The organism is Natrinema sp. LJW11, from assembly GCF_056135975.1.
Window position 1 is genome coordinate 31000 of the sequence record NZ_JBWBDM010000006.1, and the last position, 19628, is coordinate 50627.

The 19628-nt window shown below is 67.1% G+C and carries 19 protein-coding genes; 10 read left to right on the plus strand and 9 right to left on the minus strand.

Annotation, left to right across the window (positions count from 1 at the left end; genetic code table 11):
• On the minus strand, positions 1-615 hold the full coding sequence (locus AC0QDI_RS16190; protein WP_474669973.1) for a peroxidase-related enzyme: 615 nt from the start codon (positions 613-615) through the stop codon (positions 1-3).
• Between the two features lie 221 nt (positions 616-836).
• The gene (locus AC0QDI_RS16195; protein WP_474669975.1) at positions 837-974 is read right to left on the minus strand and encodes a hypothetical protein; all 138 of its coding nucleotides are present in this window, start codon (positions 972-974) and stop codon (positions 837-839) included.
• Between the two features lie 189 nt (positions 975-1163).
• On the opposite strand from AC0QDI_RS16195, the gene AC0QDI_RS16200 reads away from it, so the two are divergent.
• On the plus strand, positions 1164-2153 hold the full coding sequence (locus tag AC0QDI_RS16200; RefSeq protein WP_474670574.1) for an NAD-dependent epimerase/dehydratase family protein: 990 nt from the start codon (positions 1164-1166) through the stop codon (positions 2151-2153).
• 1248 nt (positions 2154-3401) lie between these two features.
• Positions 3402-4463: an NAD(P)-dependent glycerol-1-phosphate dehydrogenase gene (locus tag AC0QDI_RS16205; RefSeq protein WP_474669976.1), complete on the plus strand. Its 1062-nt coding sequence runs from the start codon at positions 3402-3404 to the stop codon at positions 4461-4463.
• A 57-nt stretch (positions 4464-4520) separates the two neighbouring features.
• On the opposite strand, the gene AC0QDI_RS16210 is transcribed toward AC0QDI_RS16205, so the two are convergent.
• The 3 genes from AC0QDI_RS16210 to AC0QDI_RS16220 all read right to left on the minus strand — a co-directional run bounded on the left by AC0QDI_RS16210 (position 4521) and on the right by AC0QDI_RS16220 (position 8175).
• On the minus strand, positions 4521-5342 hold the full coding sequence (locus AC0QDI_RS16210) for an ABC transporter permease subunit (RefSeq protein WP_474669978.1): 822 nt from the start codon (positions 5340-5342) through the stop codon (positions 4521-4523).
• The gene (locus tag AC0QDI_RS16215) at positions 5339-6280 is read right to left on the minus strand and encodes an ABC transporter ATP-binding protein (RefSeq protein WP_474669980.1); all 942 of its coding nucleotides are present in this window, start codon (positions 6278-6280) and stop codon (positions 5339-5341) included. Before AC0QDI_RS16215 ends, AC0QDI_RS16210 begins: the two co-directional genes overlap by 4 nt.
• A gap of 74 nt (positions 6281-6354) precedes the next feature.
• A complete protein-coding gene (locus AC0QDI_RS16220) occupies positions 6355-8175 on the minus strand; it encodes a S9 family peptidase (protein ID WP_474669982.1) in 1821 nt (606 codons plus the stop codon).
• Between the two features lie 229 nt (positions 8176-8404).
• On the opposite strand from AC0QDI_RS16220, the gene AC0QDI_RS16225 reads away from it, so the two are divergent.
• From AC0QDI_RS16225 to AC0QDI_RS16235, 3 genes are all read left to right on the plus strand, one after another.
• A complete protein-coding gene (locus AC0QDI_RS16225; protein WP_474669984.1) occupies positions 8405-9124 on the plus strand; it encodes a hypothetical protein in 720 nt (239 codons plus the stop codon).
• A gap of 162 nt (positions 9125-9286) precedes the next feature.
• Complete coding sequence (locus AC0QDI_RS16230; protein ID WP_474669986.1) at positions 9287-10348, plus strand: glycosyltransferase family 4 protein; 1062 nt, start codon at positions 9287-9289, stop codon at positions 10346-10348.
• A gap of 78 nt (positions 10349-10426) precedes the next feature.
• A complete protein-coding gene (locus AC0QDI_RS16235; RefSeq protein ID WP_474669988.1) occupies positions 10427-10837 on the plus strand; it encodes an HIT family protein in 411 nt (136 codons plus the stop codon).
• Positions 10838-10891: 54 nt separating this feature from the next.
• Here the strand turns inward: AC0QDI_RS16235 and trpB are convergent, their stop codons facing one another.
• From trpB to AC0QDI_RS16250, 3 genes are all read right to left on the minus strand, one after another.
• Positions 10892-12043: a tryptophan synthase subunit beta gene (gene trpB, locus AC0QDI_RS16240; RefSeq protein WP_474669990.1), complete on the minus strand. Its 1152-nt coding sequence runs from the start codon at positions 12041-12043 to the stop codon at positions 10892-10894.
• A 157-nt stretch (positions 12044-12200) separates the two neighbouring features.
• Positions 12201-13184, minus strand: a complete 984-nt coding sequence (locus tag AC0QDI_RS16245) for a YeiH family protein (protein WP_474669991.1) — start codon at positions 13182-13184, stop codon at positions 12201-12203.
• Positions 13185-13188: 4 nt separating this feature from the next.
• A complete protein-coding gene (locus AC0QDI_RS16250; RefSeq protein ID WP_474669993.1) occupies positions 13189-13326 on the minus strand; it encodes a hypothetical protein in 138 nt (45 codons plus the stop codon).
• A 230-nt stretch (positions 13327-13556) separates the two neighbouring features.
• On the opposite strand from AC0QDI_RS16250, the gene AC0QDI_RS16255 reads away from it, so the two are divergent.
• Positions 13557-14492, plus strand: coding sequence for a phosphatase PAP2 family protein (locus tag AC0QDI_RS16255; protein ID WP_474669994.1), 936 nt, complete (start codon positions 13557-13559; stop codon positions 14490-14492).
• A gap of 134 nt (positions 14493-14626) precedes the next feature.
• Here AC0QDI_RS16255 and AC0QDI_RS16260 read toward each other — a convergent pair whose 3' ends face one another.
• Complete coding sequence (locus tag AC0QDI_RS16260; protein WP_474669996.1) at positions 14627-15421, minus strand: prolipoprotein diacylglyceryl transferase; 795 nt, start codon at positions 15419-15421, stop codon at positions 14627-14629.
• A gap of 316 nt (positions 15422-15737) precedes the next feature.
• On the opposite strand from AC0QDI_RS16260, the gene AC0QDI_RS16265 reads away from it, so the two are divergent.
• From AC0QDI_RS16265 to AC0QDI_RS16280, 4 genes are all read left to right on the plus strand, one after another.
• On the plus strand, positions 15738-17420 hold the full coding sequence (locus AC0QDI_RS16265; RefSeq protein ID WP_474669998.1) for a sulfatase: 1683 nt from the start codon (positions 15738-15740) through the stop codon (positions 17418-17420).
• Between the two features lie 162 nt (positions 17421-17582).
• Positions 17583-17879, plus strand: coding sequence for an Hsp20/alpha crystallin family protein (locus tag AC0QDI_RS16270; protein ID WP_474670000.1), 297 nt, complete (start codon positions 17583-17585; stop codon positions 17877-17879).
• 86 nt (positions 17880-17965) lie between these two features.
• On the plus strand, positions 17966-18106 hold the full coding sequence (locus AC0QDI_RS16275; protein WP_474670002.1) for a hypothetical protein: 141 nt from the start codon (positions 17966-17968) through the stop codon (positions 18104-18106).
• Between the two features lie 27 nt (positions 18107-18133).
• Positions 18134-19504 carry a WD40/YVTN/BNR-like repeat-containing protein gene (locus AC0QDI_RS16280; protein ID WP_474670004.1) on the plus strand — a complete coding sequence of 457 codons (1371 nt, stop codon included), beginning with the start codon at positions 18134-18136 and terminating at the stop codon, positions 19502-19504.
• Positions 19505-19628: the final 124 nt, after the last annotated feature.

The following is a 19628-nucleotide window of genomic DNA, read 5'->3' on the forward strand; positions in this document are numbered from 1 at the left end:
TCACTCGCGACCGAGCGTGTGAAACTCGTCGTTTGGTCGCATCTCGGCGAAGGTCGCCATTCGATTGCTCATGTTGTAGTAGGCGGTAACGGCTCCGATATCCCAGATCGCTTCTTCGCTGAAGCCGGCGTCGCGGAGCGCCTCGAGGTCCGCGGGTTCGACCTCGGTCGGCCGCTCGGTGAGTTTCACCGCGACGTCGAGCATCGTCCGGTGGGCCTCGTTGATATCGGCGGTCCGGTAGTTGGCGACCAATTGGTCGGCCAGCGTCGGATCGTCGGCGTAGATGCGGACGAGCGCGCCGTGGGCGACGTTGCAGTAGTAGCAGTGGTTAACGCCGGAGACCGCGACGACGACCATCTCGATCTCTTCGCGCTCGAGGGCGGTGTCCTCGACGAGCGCGTCGTGAAATTCGAAAAAGGCCCGGAAGTGCGATGGTTTGTACGCGAACGCCGAGAACACGTTGGGCGTGAACCCGGCCGCTTCGGTCTCCTCGGCGATCCGGTCCCGGAGGTCCTCGGGGAGGTCGTCGAACGCCGGCACGGGGAAGCGAGCCATCGCGTCATCGCTGAGTTCGGGGTCGGTCGCTGACTCGGCGTCGGAACCTGAGTTGGCCATAGCTACCGTTTCACATGTATCCCTAATAACTCAGGGGCGGATTCCGGGTGCTATCCGTCGATCATCCGGCAACTGGATCGCGCTCGTGGACGTGCCGGCGGGTGCTCGTGTCGTCGTCTCGTAGCTGTCGGTTCCGGTGGCAGCCGTCTATCCGAGTCGGACCGGGTTCGGCGGGCCGTTCCCCGCGGCGTCGTTTTCGGGGTTGTTCCGTAGCTTCCGTCTCAGCGGAAAACTATGCTGACGATGCGCTCGAGGGTTTCCGTAAACGAGGCGGTCGGCGTTCCGGGCATGTAGACCGGGGTGTCGGGTCGTTCGATCGAAACGCCGGTAATTGGATCTCTGCGTTCGGGTGCGTCCATGCATCGGTTTCGAGTCGAGATCATTTAGACATTGACAAATATAGTTTTTGTATAGTGAATTAATTATCGTTATTGAGTAGAGGTAACACGGTGCCGTTGGTCGTGGGCTCCCGGTGATGGCGATGTCTCCGTTGTGGTGGGGACGTCCTCGTCCGTCACAATTTTCTCCCGCAATCGTGACGGCCACACATAGACAGCGCACTCGTCATCGGCGGCACTCGCTTCATCGGCCGCCACCTCGTCGACGACTTACTCGAGCACGACTACGGCGTCACCCTGTTCACCCGCGGAAACAGCGGGAACCCGTTCGCCGAGGACGACCGGGTGGATCACGTCGAGGGCGACCGGACGAACGACACGGCCCTCGAGGCCGCGGCGACGACGGTCGACCCCGACGCGGTCTTCGACTGCGTGGCCTACCACCCGAAGGACGTTCGCGCCGCGACGACCATTTTCGCGGACTGCGACGCGTACGTCTACGTCTCGAGCGGGGCAGCCTACGGCCGCGAGGAGATCCCCAAGCGAGAGGGCGAGACGCCGCTGTACGAGTGTACGCCCGAGCAGGCGACCGACGATTCGTTCGAGACCTACGGCAATCGGAAGGCCGAGGGCGACCGCGCCGTCTTCGCGGCGGCCGAGAACGGCGTCCGCGCCATGGCCGTCCGCCCGCCGATCGTCTACGGCCCCCACGACCACACCGAGCGCCTGGACTGGTGGATCGACCGCGTGAACCGCTTCGCCCGCGTCGTGGTGCCCGGCGACGGGACGAACCTCCGCCATCGCGTCTACGTCGAGGACGTCGCGAGCGCGCTCCGGATCGTCGCCGAGCGCGGCGAGGCCGGCGAGGCCTACAACGTCGGCGACCGACGGCTCGTCACGCTCGAGGAGATGATCGATCTGATCGCCGACGCGCTGGACGCGACGGTCGACATCGTCCACGCCGGCCCGCGCGAACTCGCGGCCGGCGACGTCGAACTCGACGACTACCCGCTCTACCGGACGTATCCGCACGTCCTCTCGACGGCGAAACTCGCCGCGCTGGGCTGGGAGTCGACGCCGCTCGAGACGGCGATGGACCGCTCGGTCGCGGACCACCTCGAGAGCGACCGGGACGGCGACGAGAACGGACCGGATCGGGAGGCCGAGAAGCGTGTGCTGGGGATCCTCGAGACGCTTTGATCAGGAGTCGCGAAGGCGATCGAGTCGCCGAGACCGCGACGGCTTCGACGCGAGCAGCTCGTTGAGCCGACCCCGGTCGTCGGACAGGTCGGAGCCGGTCTCGATAGCGGACGCGAGGGGCGCGGCCCCGACGGCTCGAGCGGCGCGGCGATCGGCGGCGAACTCGAACCGCCGGTAATACCGGAGGAGAAGCGGCGCGGCGACCGCAACGCTACCACCGTGAGGAGAAGCGATGTCCAGACGGTCAGCGTCACGATCAGTCCGAAGAGAAGCGCCAGCACTAGCGACCGCCGCTCGAGGAGCCCCAACTCGTCGCCGGCGTCCGCACGCGCACAGAGCGCAGTCAGCGCCTCGTCGTCGAGGGCGTCGAGAGCGTAGTCCGTGGCGTACACCCGCCGATTCCAGAACGGCCCGTCGAGGTAGAGTCTGGCGACCTCGGTTTCGCGAGCCGGGATCACGCCGCCGATCGTCGCGGTCAGGCCGGCTCGGTCGGCAGCGTTCTCGAATCGCTGGCGCTGTTCGGTCGTCGTCTCGGTGACCGTCTGCGAGAGGCGGATGCCGTACTGCAACCAGGCGTAGACCACGGCGATGAGGACGACGAACAGGAGCGGACTATACAGCGGACTGGGATCCGACGCGCTGACGAGCGCAACGAGGGGGACGAGTACCCCCAGGCAGAGCATCGTGATCGCCACGAGATATTTCGCGAGCCGACCGACCGCCGTCGCGGCGCTGATCTCGAGGTCGCGGCGTTCGCGAGCGTACGGAAAGACGCCGAGATACGCGACGAGCGTCGCGACGATCGCACCGCCGAGCACGGGAAGCCAGGCGAGCGTCGCTCCGGTCCCGCCCGCCAGCGCTGGGTGGACGCTCGAGAGGGCGTTTTCAGTCGCCTCGGGGAGGCCGGATAACGCGAGGACGATCCCAGTCCCGAAGCCGACGACGGCGAGCAGGCGATACGTGCCGCGCGATCGCCGGCCGTCCGGACGGCGTCGAAGCGTGTACCGTCCGTACAGCCTGGCGCCGGCGTAGCCCGCGCCGAGCAATCCGAGCCAGAGCACCGCTACTGCCATCATATACGGCCGTTATAGTTGGTAATTATATAACATCGCCGATCGATCCGACGGCTCGACTCGAGATCGCCGGACGACCGCCGCAATCGGCTCGCCAGTTCGGCCCCGGTAGCGGTCGCCCGAACGACGCGTCGACGAGGAAAAACACATGACCCGGGGGTGTGTCAGGAACGGTATGTTCGAGAAGTCGACGTGGATCCGCCTGCCGCGAAACGTCGTCGTCGGCCACGGCGTTCGGGACGAGGTCCTCGACGTGATCGACGACCTCCACCTGCAGGGGCGGCCGCTGTTCGTCACGAGTCCGACGCCTCGGAAGGTCGCCGCGGACCCCATCGCGGCCGACTTCGAGGCCGCCGGGATCGAGCCCGCGATCGTCACGATAGAGAAAGCGACCTTCGAGGCCGTCGAGCGGGTGATCGAGGTCGCCGAGGCCGAGGACGTCTCCTATCTGGTCGGCATCGGCGGCGGGAAGGCCATCGACATCGCGAAGCTAGCCAGTCACCACCTCGAGATGGGCTTTTGCTCGGTGCCGACGGCGGCCAGCCACGACGGGATCGTCAGCAATCGCGGCTCCGTGCCGGACGGAGATTCGCGCCACAGCGTCGCCGCGGAGCCGCCGCTCGCGGTCGTCGCCGACACCGGCATCCTCGCCGAGGCGCCGTGGGAGCTGACGACCGCCGGCTGCGCCGACATCATTTCCAACTACACCGCCGTGATGGACTGGCGGCTCGCCCAGCGGCTCAAAGACGTCGAGTACTCCGAGTACGCCGCCGCCCTCTCGGAGATGACCGCCGAAATCCTCGTCGACAACGCCGACCTCATCCGGCCGGGGCTCGAGGAATCGGCCTGGGTCGTCACCAAGGCGCTCATGTCCTCGGGCGTCGCAATGAGCATCGCCGGCTCCTCGCGGCCGGCCAGCGGCGCGGAGCACCTCTTTTCGCACCAACTCGACCGGCTGGCTCCCGAGGCGGCCCTCCACGGCCATCAGGTCGGCGTCGGCTCGATCATGACCGCCTACCTCCACCAGGGCGAGGATGGCATCTGGTGGGACATTCGCGACGCGCTCTCGAGCATCGACGCGCCGACGACGGCGGCCGAACTCGGGATCGACGACGAGACGGTGATAGAGGCGTTAACGACCTGCCACGAGATCCGCGATCGGTACACGATCCTCGGCGACGGGATGAACGAGCGGGCCGCTCGAGACGTGGCGACGAAAACGGGCGTCATCGACTGATCGAGCGGTGGACATCGCCGACTCGGCGGCTCCGAGCGGCTCGATGGCCGGCCCTGATCAGCCCAGATCGACCCGCTGGAACTGCCAGACGCCCAGCGCGAGCGGGACGACGAGCCAGGCGAGCATGACGACGAGCATCGTCTCGCCCTGCAGGAACCACGGGAGGTCCGGCGGAATGGTGTTGAACCCCTCGGGGAACGCGAGCCCGGTGGAGTTGACGTACGCCGCCGTCGGGCTGACCAGCGACTGGACGAACGCGATCTGGTTCATCGTCACCTCGAGCCCCGCGAGGTCGTTGAGCACGTAATCGATGGCGAGCTGGAGCGGACCGAACACGTTCAACACGCTCGTGATGAAGAAGAAGGCGATGGAACCGCCCATCGCGCGCGATCGAGAGGCGGTCGCGGCGGAGATGGCGATCGCGACGGCGACGTAGGTCAGCGCGTACAGGACCGTCAGTGCCGCCATGATGCCGAACGTGTCCATCTCGGGCGAGGGGTACCACAGTAGCGTGAGGGCACCGCCCACCAGGAACGCGACGACGATCGACGCGCTGACGATGGCCGTCCGGGTGGCGAACTTTCCGAGAACAACGTCGCGACGACTGTTCGGGATCGAGAGGAGGTACTTGATGCCGCCGGACTCGCGTTCGCCGGCGATCGCGAGGTACGCCGTCACGAGCGCGATCAGGGGGATGAACATCGCGCCGATCGCGGTCAGATTCCAGAGCGCGTTCAGGATGGTCGGATCCGTCTGCCCGTTCTGTCCGAAGTACACCAGCAACACCATAAATAGGGTGTAGAACGCGCCGACGAACCAGACGATCTTGGCTCGACGAACGTCGAGAAAGTCCTTCTTCGCGACGTCGATCGTACTCATGCTGACGCCTCCGTTGTCGCGGTCTCCTCGTCGCGCTCGCCGTTCGTGTAGGTGTTGAACAGTTGCTCGAGCGAGACGTCCTCGGAGACGATGTCGCGGACGGTCGTCGCGGATGCGACGTGTTGAACGACGTCGACCTTGACCGAGGGATCGGCGCAGGTCGCCGTGATCGTGGTGTCCTCGAGGGTCACCGAGCGGACGCCCGCGAGGTCGTCGAGGGCGAGACTCTCGGGGACGCTCGCGACCTCGAGCGAGATCGGCGCGCCGAGGTCCAGTTCGCCCTGGAGGTCGTCGAGGGTACCGGTCGCGACCAGCCGTCCCTCGTTCATGATGCCGATGCGGTCACAGACCGCCTCGACCTCGCCGAGGATGTGACTCGAGAAGAAGACGGTGGTTCCGCGATCCGCCTCGTCGCTGATTATCTCGCGCATCTCCTGCATCCCCGCAGGGTCGAGCCCCGAGGAGGGTTCGTCGAGGATCAGGAGGTCGGGGTCGCCGGCCAGCGCCATGCCGAACCCGAGGCGCTGGGCCATCCCCTTCGAGTAGTCGCCGGCGGGGCGATCGCCGTCGTCGCTCGAGAGACCGACTTTCTCGAGGAGGACGTCGGGATCGTCGTCCACGTCCTTCGTGTCGATGACCCACTGGAGGTGTTCGCGCGCGGTGAGGCGGTCGTAGACGCTCGCCCCTTCGGGGAGGACGCCGATTCGATGACGGATCTCGTCGGTGTCGGCCTGCGCGTCGAGGCCGAGCACCGTCGCCCTCCCCTCGGTCGGTCGGACGAAATCGAGTAACATGTTTATCGTCGTCGACTTCCCGGCACCGTTCGGGCCGAGGAAGCCGAACACTTCACCCTCCTCGACAGTGAGGTCGAGGTCGTCGACTGCGAGGACCGACTCACCGTATCGCTTGGTGAGCGAGGACGTTTGGATAGCGGCCATATCGAACCCTCTCCCGCGCCATCATGTGTATCTTTTGTAATTAAATTTCGGACACTCGAGCGTGAACGGCACGCTCAGACGTGTTCGTCGAGGAAAATCGCGATTTCGGAGTAGGCCTCGATGCGATTCTCGAGCTTCGAGAAGCCGTGGCCTTCGTCCTCGAAGATCAGTTTCCGGACGGGGACGCCCTGCTCGGCTGCCTTTTCGACGATCTGTTCGGCCTCGCCGACCGGGACGCGCGGATCGTTCTCGCCGTGGAGGACGAACAGCGGTGCCTCGATGGCCTCGACGTTGTTGATCGGCGATATCTCCTCGAGGAACTCGCGGTCCTCCGCGAGCGAGCCGTACTCGGCCTCGCGGAGTTCGCGCCGCCAGTCGCCGGTGTTCTCGAGGAAGGTGACGAAGTTGGCGATGCCGACGACGTCGATCCCGGCGGCCCAGAGGTCGGGGTACTCGGTCAGCGCGGCCAGGACCATGAACCCGCCGTAGGAGCCGCCCTTGGCGGCGATCCGATCGGGGTCGATCGCGGGGTGATCTTGCAGCCACTCGACGCAGGCCCGAACGTCCGCGACCGAGTCCATCCGCTTTTCGACGTCGTCGAGGGCGGCGTACTCCGAGCCGTAGCCCGACGACCCGCGCACGTTCGGCTCGAAGTAGGCGTAGCCCCGATCGAGGAAGTACTGTTTGACGCTCGAGAAGGAGGGACGACGCTGGCTCTCCGGGCCGCCGTGGATGTCGACGATGACGGGCGTCTCCCCGTCCTCGCTATCGTCCGGAAGCGTCAGAAAGCCGGGCACGTCCAGTCCGTCGAAGCTCTCCACGCTAACTAAATCGGAGTCGCGAAACGATTCCGGTGGGATACCTGCAGTCGGCGCGCTGGTCCACTGTTCGGTCTCGCCGGATTCGAGGTCGACCACGAAGACGTTCGTGTTGACCGCGTCGCCGGTCGTCGACAGCGCGAACCGGTCCGCGTCGGGGTCGAAACTCACGCCGCCGGAGATGCCCCCCGGCAGGTCGGGCTCGGGGAAGGTCTCGAACGCCGTCGGCTCGTCGGCGTCGAACTCCCCGACCGTCAGTTCGGTGTAGCCCTCGACGTTTCGCGAGCAGACGAATCGGCCGGTTTCGTCGTCGAGAGCGATGCCGTCGACGTTCCATCCGTCCCCGTCGATAACGGTCTCGAGATCCTTCGTCTCGAGATCGAGATAGGCCAGATACAGGGTGTCGGTGTCGCCCTCGTCGGTGACCAGATAGATTCCCTCACCGTCGGGTGCCCAGCTCGCGCTCTGATAGCGGACGTCCCCCTGATGGGGCGTGAGGTGCTCGAGGTCGCGCTCGTCGGCCGCGAGGTCGAGGACGAAGAGGTCCTGATCGAAGTTGGAGTAGGCCTGCGAGACGAGCAGTCGGGAGTCGTCGGGGCTCCAGCCGGCCAGCGAGAGCCAACCGTCGCCCTCGTAGACGAGGATCGCATCGTCTCCCCGCTCGTCGCGCGCTTGGACGTAGACGTCGAAGACGGACTCGTCGCGTCGGTTCGAGGTGAACGCGAACCGCTCGCCGTCGTGGCTCCAGCCGCCCCATCTGTGTTTCGCGTCGGACATCGCAGTCAGATTCTCGATCTCGCCCGTCTCGGCGTCGAGCCGGAACAGTTGGGCGCGCTCGTTGCCGCCCTCGTCCATCCCGAAGATCAGCTCCGGTCGCTCGGGCGACCACGAGGCGAAGGTCACCCGCTCGTCGTAAAACGTTCGCTGCTCGGGCCAGGATCGGGCGTTCTCGAGCGTCCAGATCTGTGGCGTGCCGGTCGTGTTCATCAGGAAAGAGAGGCGGTCACCGTCGGGACCGAACGACGCGCCGTAGGCGCTGCGGACGTTGAGATAGCGCTCGATAGCGTAGCTTCCCATTGCAGGGCCGTACGGACTCGAGCGGGTAGTCGTTTCGGTCAGGGCGAAGTCGATCCGGTCGGGACGGACTCGAGGCCAACGCCTCGGTACGGGTCGGTTATCCTCGTTCGTCACCGACCGCGACGAGTCGAGCACTCGAGCGACGAGCGGTCGGTCGGCTGCCGTGACGGCGGCTCGCTCCGCCGATGGCTGCGCTTAACAATACCGTTTCCCGTGCCGAACACAGTCGATGGCAGGTGAGACCGACTCGTCGTCGATCGGGACCGTCCTCGTGACGACCGTGATCATCCTCGCGGCGTTCGGGCTGACCGTCGCGGCCGTCGGCCCGGAGCTGTTCGCGGGCGAGGTAGACGAAACGCCCGAAGCCGACGGCGAAACGGAACCGCTGGGGGGACAGGACGCCGAGAGCGACGAGAGGGAGGCTGACGACTCCGAGGACGGGAGTGGCGACCTCGAGGACGGCGGATCGGCGGACGATTCGACGGAGGAAGGCGGAACCGAGGACAGCGGCGACGAGACTGGTGGAGACGAGACCGAGTCTGACGAGGGGAACGAAACTGGCGATGACGAAACTGATGAAGGCGACGAGACCGATACTGACGAGACTGCAGAAGACGGGGACGGGACCGAGGACGACGAGTCCGAGGGCGACGAAACCGAAGACGAAGCGCGGGAGGCCGAGGACGGTGACGACACGGACGAGGGGGCCGTCGACGATCCGGAATCTGAAACGAGTGAGGACGAGAGCGACGACGAGACGGCGACCGAAGACGGCGACGACGGCGGCAGTGACGGCGAATCTGACGACGATGCTGACGAAACCGACGACGGCACGAGTGACGATGACAGCACGGACGACGACGATTCGGACGACACCGACGGCGGCTTCTTCGGGGGAGTCGGATCGTTCTTCGAGGACCTTCTTCCCGGCGACGAGAGCGACGAGTGATCGAGCCGGTCCCGAATCCGTCGAAGCGCGGCCGAAACCGGTCACGGATCGTGGCCCGTCCGTCGGTTTCGATCGACGATTGCGGGCGAAATCGCGACCCTCGAGCCGACGAATCGGACGAAAAAAGTGACTTTATAGCCCGGGGCTACGTGGCGGCCGAATATGCGAATCGCGTTCGTCTCGTTCGAAACGGTTTTTCACCGCGATACCGAGACGAACCAGCGCTTTCGAACCGTCTGCGAGTTGTTCGCGGAGCGCGGCCACGACGTCCACTGTTACTGCGCCGGGTTCTGGGCCGGCGAGGAGTCCACGTTCGATCGCAACGGCGTCACCTATCACGCGGTCTCGAGCGGAACCGAGGCACGGAGCTCGTTCCTCCTGCGGCTGCCGTTCGTCCTCGCGGCCGCGAGTCCGGACGTGATCCACGCCGGCGCGCAGCCGTCGAGTCAGGTGCTCGCGGCCGGCTGGGGATCGACCCTCGCTCGCGCGCCGCTGGTCCTCGAGTGGTACGGCGACGACGGCGTGGATGACACGCGGTGGACCCGTCTCGCGACGGGCCGACCGGGCCGGATCGTCACGCCCTCCGAACTCGTCGGGACGTGGGTTCGGGAGATCGGAGCCGACGGCGATATCGTCGAAACCGTCCCGAACCCGATCGATTGCGACCGAATTCGGAGCGTGGAGCCGGGCGAGGACGTCGACGTGATCTACGCCAGACGACTCGACGAGGGGGCCAACCTCGAGAGCCTGTTACTGGGACTGGCCGAACTCCGCGGCCGCGACTGGCGGGCTAACGTCATCGGCGACGGCCCCGAACGGGAGACCTACGAACGCCTCGCGCGGGACCTCCGGATCGAGGACCGCGTGACGTTCGTCGGCGATCTCGATCTCGAGGAGCGGATCGCGGCCTACCGCGGGGCGCACGTCTTCGCCCAGACGGCCGACCACTGCGTCTTCCCGACGGAGATGCTGTGGGCGCTCGCCGCGGGCTGCGTCGGCATCGTCGAGTACCACGCGAACTCGAGCGCCCACGAACTCGTCGAAGGCTGGGATCGGGGGTTCCGGACCACCAGCGAGGACGAGCTGGCCGAAGCGATCCTCGCGGCGGGCGACCTCGAGCACCGCGCGTACGACGAGGCGTTCGCGGAGTACGACCGAGCGGCGGTAACCGACCGGTATCTCGAGTTGTATCGCACGCTACAGGACGAACACGGTCTCCTGTAGGAGTCCGTTCGCGTCGAACGCCGACGGGCGACCGTCGAGCGGGGACGCTTATATGTCGGTAGCGAAGAAAGTTCGGCCATGCACGACGACTGCGAGTTCTGTCAGATTCACAGCGGTGATCGATCGGCCCACGTGCTCCACGAAGACGAACGAACGATCGCGTTTCTCGACCGGAATCCGGCCGCCCCCGGACACAGTCTCGTCGTTCCGCGCGTCCACGAGGAAGACGTACTGACGATCGACGAATCGATCTCGACGGCCGTCTTCGAAACGGTCCGGACCGTTTCGACCGCGCTGGAGGCGGCACTCGAGCCGGAGGGGTTCAGCGTCTTTCACACCAGCGGACCGCTGGTCGGAACCGTCGACCACGCCCACGTCCACCTCGTGCCTCGCTTCGCGGACGACGACGTACGGCTGTCGCTGTCGCGGGATCGACTCGATTCCGACGAAGCGGCGCACCTGCGGGATCGCGTTCGGGCGCACCTGTGACGGAGTCGGTCCCGCGAGCGCCGAACGGACGCTCGCCGCGCTCGGAGTCGACGCTCAGAGATCGAACTGCGCCGCCGCCGTCTCCATGTCCTTGTCGCCTCGACCCGAGAGGTTGACGAGGATCGTGTCGTGCTCGCCGGCCTCCGCGAGCTCGATCGCGCGAGCGATCGCGTGGCTGGACTCGAGCGCGGGGATGATCCCCTCGGTTTCGCTCAGCTCGCGGAAGGCCGCGAGCGCTTCGTCGTCGGTGATCCCCGTGTATTCACAGCGACCGACGGCCCGGAACATGGCGTGTTCGGGGCCGACGCCGGGGTAGTCCAGTCCCGCGGAGACGGAGTGGACGTCGACGTCGTCGTCGATGACGCGCGTCTTCATGCCGTGCAGAACGTCGTCCGTTCCCTTCGCGAGCGGGGCCGCGTGTCGACTCGAGTTCGAACCCTTCCCGCCGCCTTCGGCACCGTAGAAATCGACCGGATCCTCTCGGAAGGCGTGGAAGAGCCCGATCGCGTTCGAGCCGCCGCCGACGCAAGCGACCGCGGCATCGGGGAGGTCACCGGTGCGTTCCCGAATCTGTTCGCGAGCCTCGCGACCGATGACGCTCTGGAAGTCCCGGACCATCCGCGGGAACGGGTCGGGGCCGACGACGCTGCCCACCAGGTAGTGCGTGTCGTCGACGTTTTCGGCGAAGTCCTCGAGCGCGGCGTCCACTGCATCTGCGAGGCCTTCGTCGCCCCGTGTGACCTCGTTGACTTCCGCCCCCATCAGGCGCATCCGGAAGACGTTCATCTCCTGGCGCTCGACGTCCTTTTTGCCCATATAGATCTCCGTCTCGAGGCCCAGCAATGCGCCGACCATCGCGGTCGCGGTGCCGTGTTGGCCGGCACCGGTCTCGGCGATCAGCCGCTCCCGGCCGGCCCGCTTGGCGAGCAGGGCCTGCCCGAGACAGTTGTTGATCTTGTGCGCACCGCCGTGGAGCAGGTCCTCGCGCTTGAGGTAGATCTCGGCGTCGTAGCGCTCGCTCAGGTTTCGCGCGTAGTACAGCGGCGTCGGTCGGCCGGCGAACTCCTCGAGCAGGCCGCGCAACTCGGACTGGAACTCGTCGGTGTTCGCGACGTCGTCGTAGGCCGACGCGAGTTGCTCGAGCGGCTCTCGAAGCGGTTCCGGAACGTGCCGACCGCCGTATCCCTCGAATTCTCCGTTCTCCATGCTGGTCGATTTCGCGCTCATCACCAAGTATGTTCCGCGGTGACGCCCGGCGTCCGCGCCGGTCGTGAAAATAGCACCGCGACCGCCGACGATTCCTCGCTTCTGCCGGCCGATCCCGCACGATTCGATGGGACGCAGTCGGATTCGGCGCCGGCCGTCAGAACAACACCAACAGCGCCGTCAGCGAGAGCGCGCTACTGGCGAGCAGCGCCAACAGAACGACGAGCGCGGGCACCAGCCCGGTCGCCCTGAGGTTTCCGAGTCGGATTTCGGTCCCGAGGCCGACGAACGCGAGCGCGAACAGCCAGTCGTAGGCGTGCTCGATCGACGCCTGCTGTGCCGCGGAGAACAGGCCGGCGCTCGCGATGAGGGCGACCGCGAAGAAGCCGAGAACGAACGTCGGAAACTCGTCCCAGAGCGTTCGGAGCGACGGGCGACTACCGCCCCCGGACCGGCTGTAGTACCCCGCGTACGCGAGCACGACGACGCCGATCAGCGCGTTTCTCGAGAGCTTCGTCATCGTCGCCCACTCCCCGGCCGCCTCGGAGTGTGCGAAGCCGACCGCGACGACGGGCCCCGTCGAGAACATGCTGACGCCGGCCCAGATCCCGAAGACCGTCCCGGACAGGTTCAGCAGATCGCCGACGATCGGGTAGACGACGATCGTGATCGCGTCGAACAGCAGGACCGTCGCCGCCGCGTAGGCGATCTGCTCCTCGCGCGCGCTGATGGCACCGGCGACCGCGACGACCGCGGAGACGCCGCAGATGCTGGCACCGGCCGCGAGCAGCGAGCCGAGTCGCTCGGTCAGTCCGAAGACGGTTCGCGCGAGCAGTTCGACGAAGAGGAGCGAGAGCGCGGCCGCGACGACCACCAGGAGGAAGATCGACCCGCCGACCGCGAGGACGGTGTCGAGCGAGATCGACGCGCCCATGAGGACGATGCCGGCCCCCAGCCACAGGTTGTGCGTCGCGAGACCGGGCTCGAGGCGTTCCGGAACGCCGACGGCGTTCGTCGCGACGAATCCGAGCGCGATAGCGAGGAGCAGCCGATTGAATCCGAGCGACTGCGCGAGCGCTCGCGCCAGCAACGCGCCGAGACAGAGGGCGACGAACCCCGGAAGGAGCCGACGAACGGCCATCTCGTCACCGGGGAGCCCGCGGTTCGAGTGCGGCGACCGGTGCGACGATCGCCGCGCCGACGACGCCCTTCCAGTCACGTTCCAGCGCCGACCGGCGGGCCGCCCCGGTGTCGACGTTCGACCGCCATCCATCGATCGCCATGTGTCCGGTCTCCGGACGCCGCCACAGTTAACAGTTGCCGATCGGTCGGTGATCCGGGCGGACGGTTCCGGTTCAGACGGCAGCGTCGTGACGATCGTACACGGAGGCGGGAGACGGCCACAAGCGACGAGAGGTCCCGATCAGTAGTGACGGACGTCCGCGATCGGTGGCGGGGGCGCCGTCTCGCTCATCGAAATCGTTTATGTATCTCGTCGTCCGTAGCATGGGACATGTCTCGAGGGATCGGCTGGTTCGACGGGTTCCGCGAAGTCGCTCCCGAGTGGGCCGTCGTTCTGCTCGGAGTGGTAACCCAGCTCGGCGACGTCTGGTTTCTCGGATTGATCGTGGGGACGCTCTACTGGCTCGCGACCGACGATCGGGCGCAGATCGCCGCCGTCTTCGGGCTGTTACTGGCCGGCCTCTCCCTCATTACGGCACTGAAACACGTGTTCGCGCTTCCGCGCCCGGAGCGCGTACTCGTCGATATCGGGGCGCTCCCGGAAACGGTACACCCGCTCTATCAGGCCACGGCGACGGCGACCGGCTACGGCTTTCCGAGCGGCCACGCGTTGATGACGACCATCGTGTACGTCAGTCTGGCCGAATACAGCTCTCTCGGGACGCGCCGCCAGCGATACCTCGGTGCCACCGGAATCGTGACGGCGGTCTGTCTCTCCCGCGTCGGCCTCGGCGTCCACTACCTCGTGGATGTCGTCGCCGGCGTCGTCGTCGGACTCGCCTTTCTCGCCCTCGCGCGGGGACTCCTGAACCGGTATTCGACCCGCCGAGGGACGCTCGCCTTCGGGCTCGCGGTCGGCATCGCCGCCGTCGCGCTCGTCGTCAGTAGCGGGGAGCGCGACGCCGTGCTCCTCGTCGGCGCATCGCTCGGCGCCTTCGCCGGCTGGCAACTCGCCCTCCTCGCTCGAGCGCTGGACGCCGGACGCGGCCCGATCCGACGCAGCCGCGTCCTCACCGCGAGAGTCGCCGTCGTCGCCGCCGTCATCGCGTCGCTCGTCGCCCTTTCGGGCTACTACTGGCCCGCACTGGTGCTCGCCGGCAGCGGCGTTCTGGGAGTGATCGTCGCCGCGTTCATCACCGCACCCGTGCTGTATCGGCTCGACCGCGTCGGTAATCTCCGACGACGGTCGCCCTCGCGTTCGCGGTAGTTCGTCCCCGCTGTTGTTGGCCCGCTCTTCGAGGTTGCTGGCCTACTTCGAGGGACGAATTCTCGAAAACAGCGGTCAGCCAGCAACGCGGCAGTCAGCAGTGCTGGCTCCAGTCGCAACCCCGATCGGGTGAATTACTCGTTGCTCTCGTCCGGCTCCGCCGCGTCAGTCTCGTCCGTCTCCGAGTCGGACTCGTCGGCGTCCGGTGGATCGACCTTCATGTCGGAGGCGTCGTCCGCGGGGCTCTCCTCCGGTTCGGTGTCCGCGGTCTGGGTCGGCTGGGCCTGCGTGGGATCCGGCCCCGTCGCCTCGCTCGTCTCGTCTGCCATCGCCGAGTCGGAAACGTCGACCTCGACCCCGTCGGTATCGGTCTCGCGCCGAGGGTCCTCCTCGTCCGTCCCGAGGTCGGGTCGAGACCGGGACTCGTCCTCGTCGGGCTCTTCGGTGAAATCGATCTCGGAACTCGACGCTTCCGCGTCGTCGATCCCCGGTTCCGGCGAAATCTCGCCGTCGGATTGGATCTCGGACTCCCGTCCAGAATCGACGCGTTCGGCGGCGGCGCTGGCTTCGTCCGAGGTCTCCTTGCCGTCGGTCCCCGCTTCGACGTCCGGGACGCCGGTCTCGGTCGCGGACTCGCCGCTCGAGCGGCGGTTGCTGAGCCCGAAGCCGACGAGACCGGTACCGACGATGGCGAGCGGAATCGCCCGCCGTCGCTTCGCGGCCATCGATCGGATCGCGGCCGCCAGCGCGAGTCCGCCGCCGATCAGCGGGAGCGTCCCGCTCTCGAGCGCGCTGGCCGCCGCCGAGGCTACATCGCCGGCCGGGGAATCCAGTTCCTCGAGATCCTCGACGCCGTCGATGTCGTCGATCTTTTCGAGCGCGTCCATCAAATCGTCCGTCGCCGCGTCGTTTTCGTGGTTCGTGGTCATCGGAAAGCCTCCGAGCGACAGTGCTGGTGAGCCTCGATCGTCGCATCGGATCGCTGACAGGCCGCCGCCCTGCCGGCTGGCGAGCCGCCGGGTCACCAGTGATCCGCTCACGCTCCCTACGATGTCCGATCGGATGAATATTCGACCGGCAGATGAATACCCGCGCCGGGAGCGATAGTCTACGTAGCGGGCAGCGGCGATATCGAGCGCGGCCGAAACCGACCGTTTTTACCCGAAAAGCGGACGATATTTGCGAATAGAGCCCTGCATACTCCGGCCCGGTGACCTTCCCTGCTTGCCGTGGACCTAGTTACCCATGTCGGACTCTAACGGACGTGATGCCGAGTCACATAGCACTGTGCGGAACGTCGTCCTCGTCGTTCTCGATACGGCACGGGCGAAAAGCGTCGGAATGCAGCCGCTTCCGACGAATCGCACCGAGGCCGATACCGAGGACGACGCGGCCGGCAACGAGGCGGTCACGACCGGAGCCGATCCCGCCGGCGTACGCGCCGCTCCGGGCCAGCGGCGCGTCGCTGTCTCGAGCGACGATTCCACCGGCGCACAACCGACGCCGACGCTCACGCGGCTGGCCGAGGACGGATCCGCGTTCGAGAACGCGTTCGCGACCGCGCCCTGGACGCTCCCCTCTCACGCGTCGTTTTTCACCGGAACGTACCCCTCCGAACACGGCACGCACGGCGGCAACACGTATCTGGACGACGAGCTGCGAACCCTCCCCGAGGCCTTCGCCGACGCGGGGTTTCAGACGATCGGCGTCTCGAACAACACCTGGATCACCGAGGAGTTCGGCTTCGACCGCGGATTCGACGACCTTCGCAAGGGCTGGCAGTACATCCAGTCCGACGCCGACATGGGCGCGGTCGTCCGCGGCGAGGACCTCCGGGAGAAGCTGACCGCGACTCGAAACCGGCTCTTCGACGGCAACCCGGTCGTCAACGCCGCCAACATCCTCTACAGCGAACTCCTGCAACCCGCCGGCGACGACGGCTCCGACCGAGCGACCGACTGGATCGCCGACTGGCTCGAGAGTCGCGACGACGAGCGGCCGTTCTTCCTGTTCTGTAACTTCATCGAGCCCCACGTCCAGTACGATCCCCCCAGGGAGTACGCCGAACGGTTCCTCCCCCGCGGTGCCAGCTACGAGGAAGCGACCGCGATCAGGCAGGATCCCCGCGCCTACGACTGCGGGGACTACGACATCTCCGACCACGAATTCGCCCTCCTCCGCGGCCTGTATCGGGCGGAACTCGCCTACGTCGACCAGCAGGTCGGGCAGCTTCGAACCGCGCTCGAGGAGAGCGGCGAGTGGGAGGACACCCTCTTCGTCGTCTGTGGCGACCACGGCGAGCACATCGGCGAACACGGCTTCTTCGGCCACCAGTACAACCTCTACGACACCCTGCTCAACGTCCCGCTCGTGTTCCACGGCGGCCCCTTCACCGACGGCCACCGCCCCGGCGGCGGCCGACGGCAAGATCTCGTTCAACTGCTCGACCTCCCGGCCACGCTGCTCGAGACGGCCGGTATCGACGACCCCGAGCTCCGCGAGCAGTGGTCGAGTCGATCGCTCCACCCCGAATCGGCCGCCGAGCCCCGCGACGCCGTCTTCGCCGAGTACGTCGCTCCCCAACCGTCTATCGGGCGCCTCGAGGCCCGCTTCGGCGAGATTCCGGACCGCGTCCGGGCGTTCGACCGACGGCTGCGGGCGGTCCGCACGGCCGAGTACAAGTACGTCCGCGGCGACGACGGCTTCGAGCGCTGCCACCGCGTCCGGACCGACCCGCTCGAGCGGACCGATATCAGCGACGACGAGCCCCGGCGCGTCCGAGCGCTTCGCAGGCGGCTCGAGGAGCGGTTCGAGCCGTTCGAGAAGGTCGACGGGTCGGCGGATGACTCGTCGGAGGACGGCGCGTCGGAGGAGGTCGAGATGCGAGCGGGGACGAAAGAACGACTCGCGGATCTCGGCTATCTCTGAGGTGTACCTGGCAGGGTGTCTCGTACCCTGACAGTCACGGAGGCGAGACGCTCATCGAAGCGTGCTGACGGCGAAAAAGAGGGTTCAACGACGGGACCGTGACTATCAAACGCACAACTGTACACCCGGACCCGTTTCCGACCGTCGTCGGAACATGGGTCCGTGTCCTCCGCTTCGCCTCCCGAAACGACGTCGTTCCCGTATCCGACGCAGGTCCTCTACGACGGTCGGGCCGACGAGGTACGCGCCGCCGTCGACGTCGCCCCCGTCGCCCCCGAGGACGTGACGGTCGCGGTCGGCGCGCGTCGCCTCCGGATCGGGGTCGCCTCTAACGACGCTCACGACGCCGCTGAACGAATCGTCACGCCGCTCCCGCGCGAGCTCGTCTTCGGCGACGACCGCGAGGCCGTCTACAACAACGGCGTCCTCAGCGTGACCCTCGAGCCCGTCGAACGCTGACGGTAGTCAGCGCCCGCTCAGCGCTCGTCGCCGGTATTTGCTCGCCCCGCGTCGATCCCGCGTGGCGTCGAATCACCGGGACCCCGATGAGCGACGACTACCACACGAAAGACGATTTCGCGGACGAACTCGAGGTCGACGAATCCCACGGGTTCCGAACGGGCAATCCGGCTCCCGGCCGCCGCCGCGGCGTGCCTGCAGCACGCTTTTCATCGCCAGTCGGATAGGTGGATGCGAGCCCTCGGATTCCACCAATGGCCACCCGCAATTCGAGCACCGGCGACGGCTTCGTCCCCTTCTTTCGGCGCTACGCGAAGTCGTGGGTTCACGCGGTCGCGGCGGCCGGCATGACCGCCTTCGGGACGCTGACGATCGTCCACCGCGGATTCGCCGTGCTCGCGCTCGCCTCCTACGTCGTGCCGCCGATCCTGCTCTACGTGCTGCGGACGCCGATCGAGGGATCCGACGAGGACGCCGCGACCGATCGCCAGCGTGACGCGGTAGCCGCGGATCGCGCGACGGGTTCGGGGACCGCGTCGCTCGAGCGTCCCGAAACCGACGGCGACACCGAGCCAGCGACCGTTGCTGAGCCCGAGAGCGAGGAGGGAACCGAACCCGGCCGCACACCCGGCGGCGCTCCGACCGTTTCGAAGGGGCGGCGTCGCGGCGCCGAACCGAACGGTGACGACGAAACCGAAGCGGACCGAGCGACCGACGACGAGCGCTCCCCCAGTTGGGAATTCGTCGACGTCCCAACCGAGACGACGCTCCGGGGCGTCTGCGTCACCGAGACGGGGGCGGTCTACGCGGTGGGCGACGACGGGCAGGTCCTCACTGCGGGCCCCGGCGACGGTGACTCCGCCGAGCGCGAGTGGACGGTCGTCCTCGAGGACGGCCCGGCCGCCGCGGGCGAGAACCTCAGCGGGGTCGACGCGACCGCCGACGGCGAGGCCGTCTGGATCGCCGGCGACAGCGGTTCGGTCGGCCGGCTCGAGGCCGATACCGGCCGTCACACCGACTACTCGGCTCCGGCGGGAATCACGGACAACTGGCCGGGAGTCGCCGTCGCCGGCCCGAGCGGCGACGAGACGGTACTGCTGATCAACGGCTCCGGCGAAGTCCTCCGCGGACGCTATCGCGACGGCGAGTGTTCGTGGGACGAGCCCGTCACACCCGGCGGCGGCTCGAGTCTGAGCGGAATCGCGCTCGCCGACGCGTCGGTCGGCTACTGCTGCGATACGAACGACGGCGTCTTCGAGACGACCGACGGCGGCGATTCCTTCGATCGCATCGGGCCAGTCGGGGCCGGCGGAACGCTCGAGAACCTCGCGACGCTGGGGCGGGGCGACTGCCTGGTGAGCGCCGACGACGGCGTCGTCCACCGCTACGGCGGGTCGACGTGGACGCCCGAGCGGGTCGGCGAGGAAGCCATCTGCGGCATCGCTCGCCGGACGGGAGAGACGATCGCCTGCGACGCGGACGGGGTGATCCACGAGCGGACCGAGGCCGAGTGGGGACAGGCCGACGCGCGTGCACCCGAGTCGCTGCTGGCCGTCTCGGTCGGTGCAGACGGCGAGCGGGCGGTCGCGGTCGGAGAGGACGGGACCGCCGTCGAACGTCGGTGACACCGATCGAGTAGCGCACGATCGACCGAAATACGATTGATCGGAGTACGATCGACGGAACGCCGGGTCTCGAAACAGACGGAACGACGATAGTGTCGAGTTCTTAGCTTCTCGGGATTCCCCG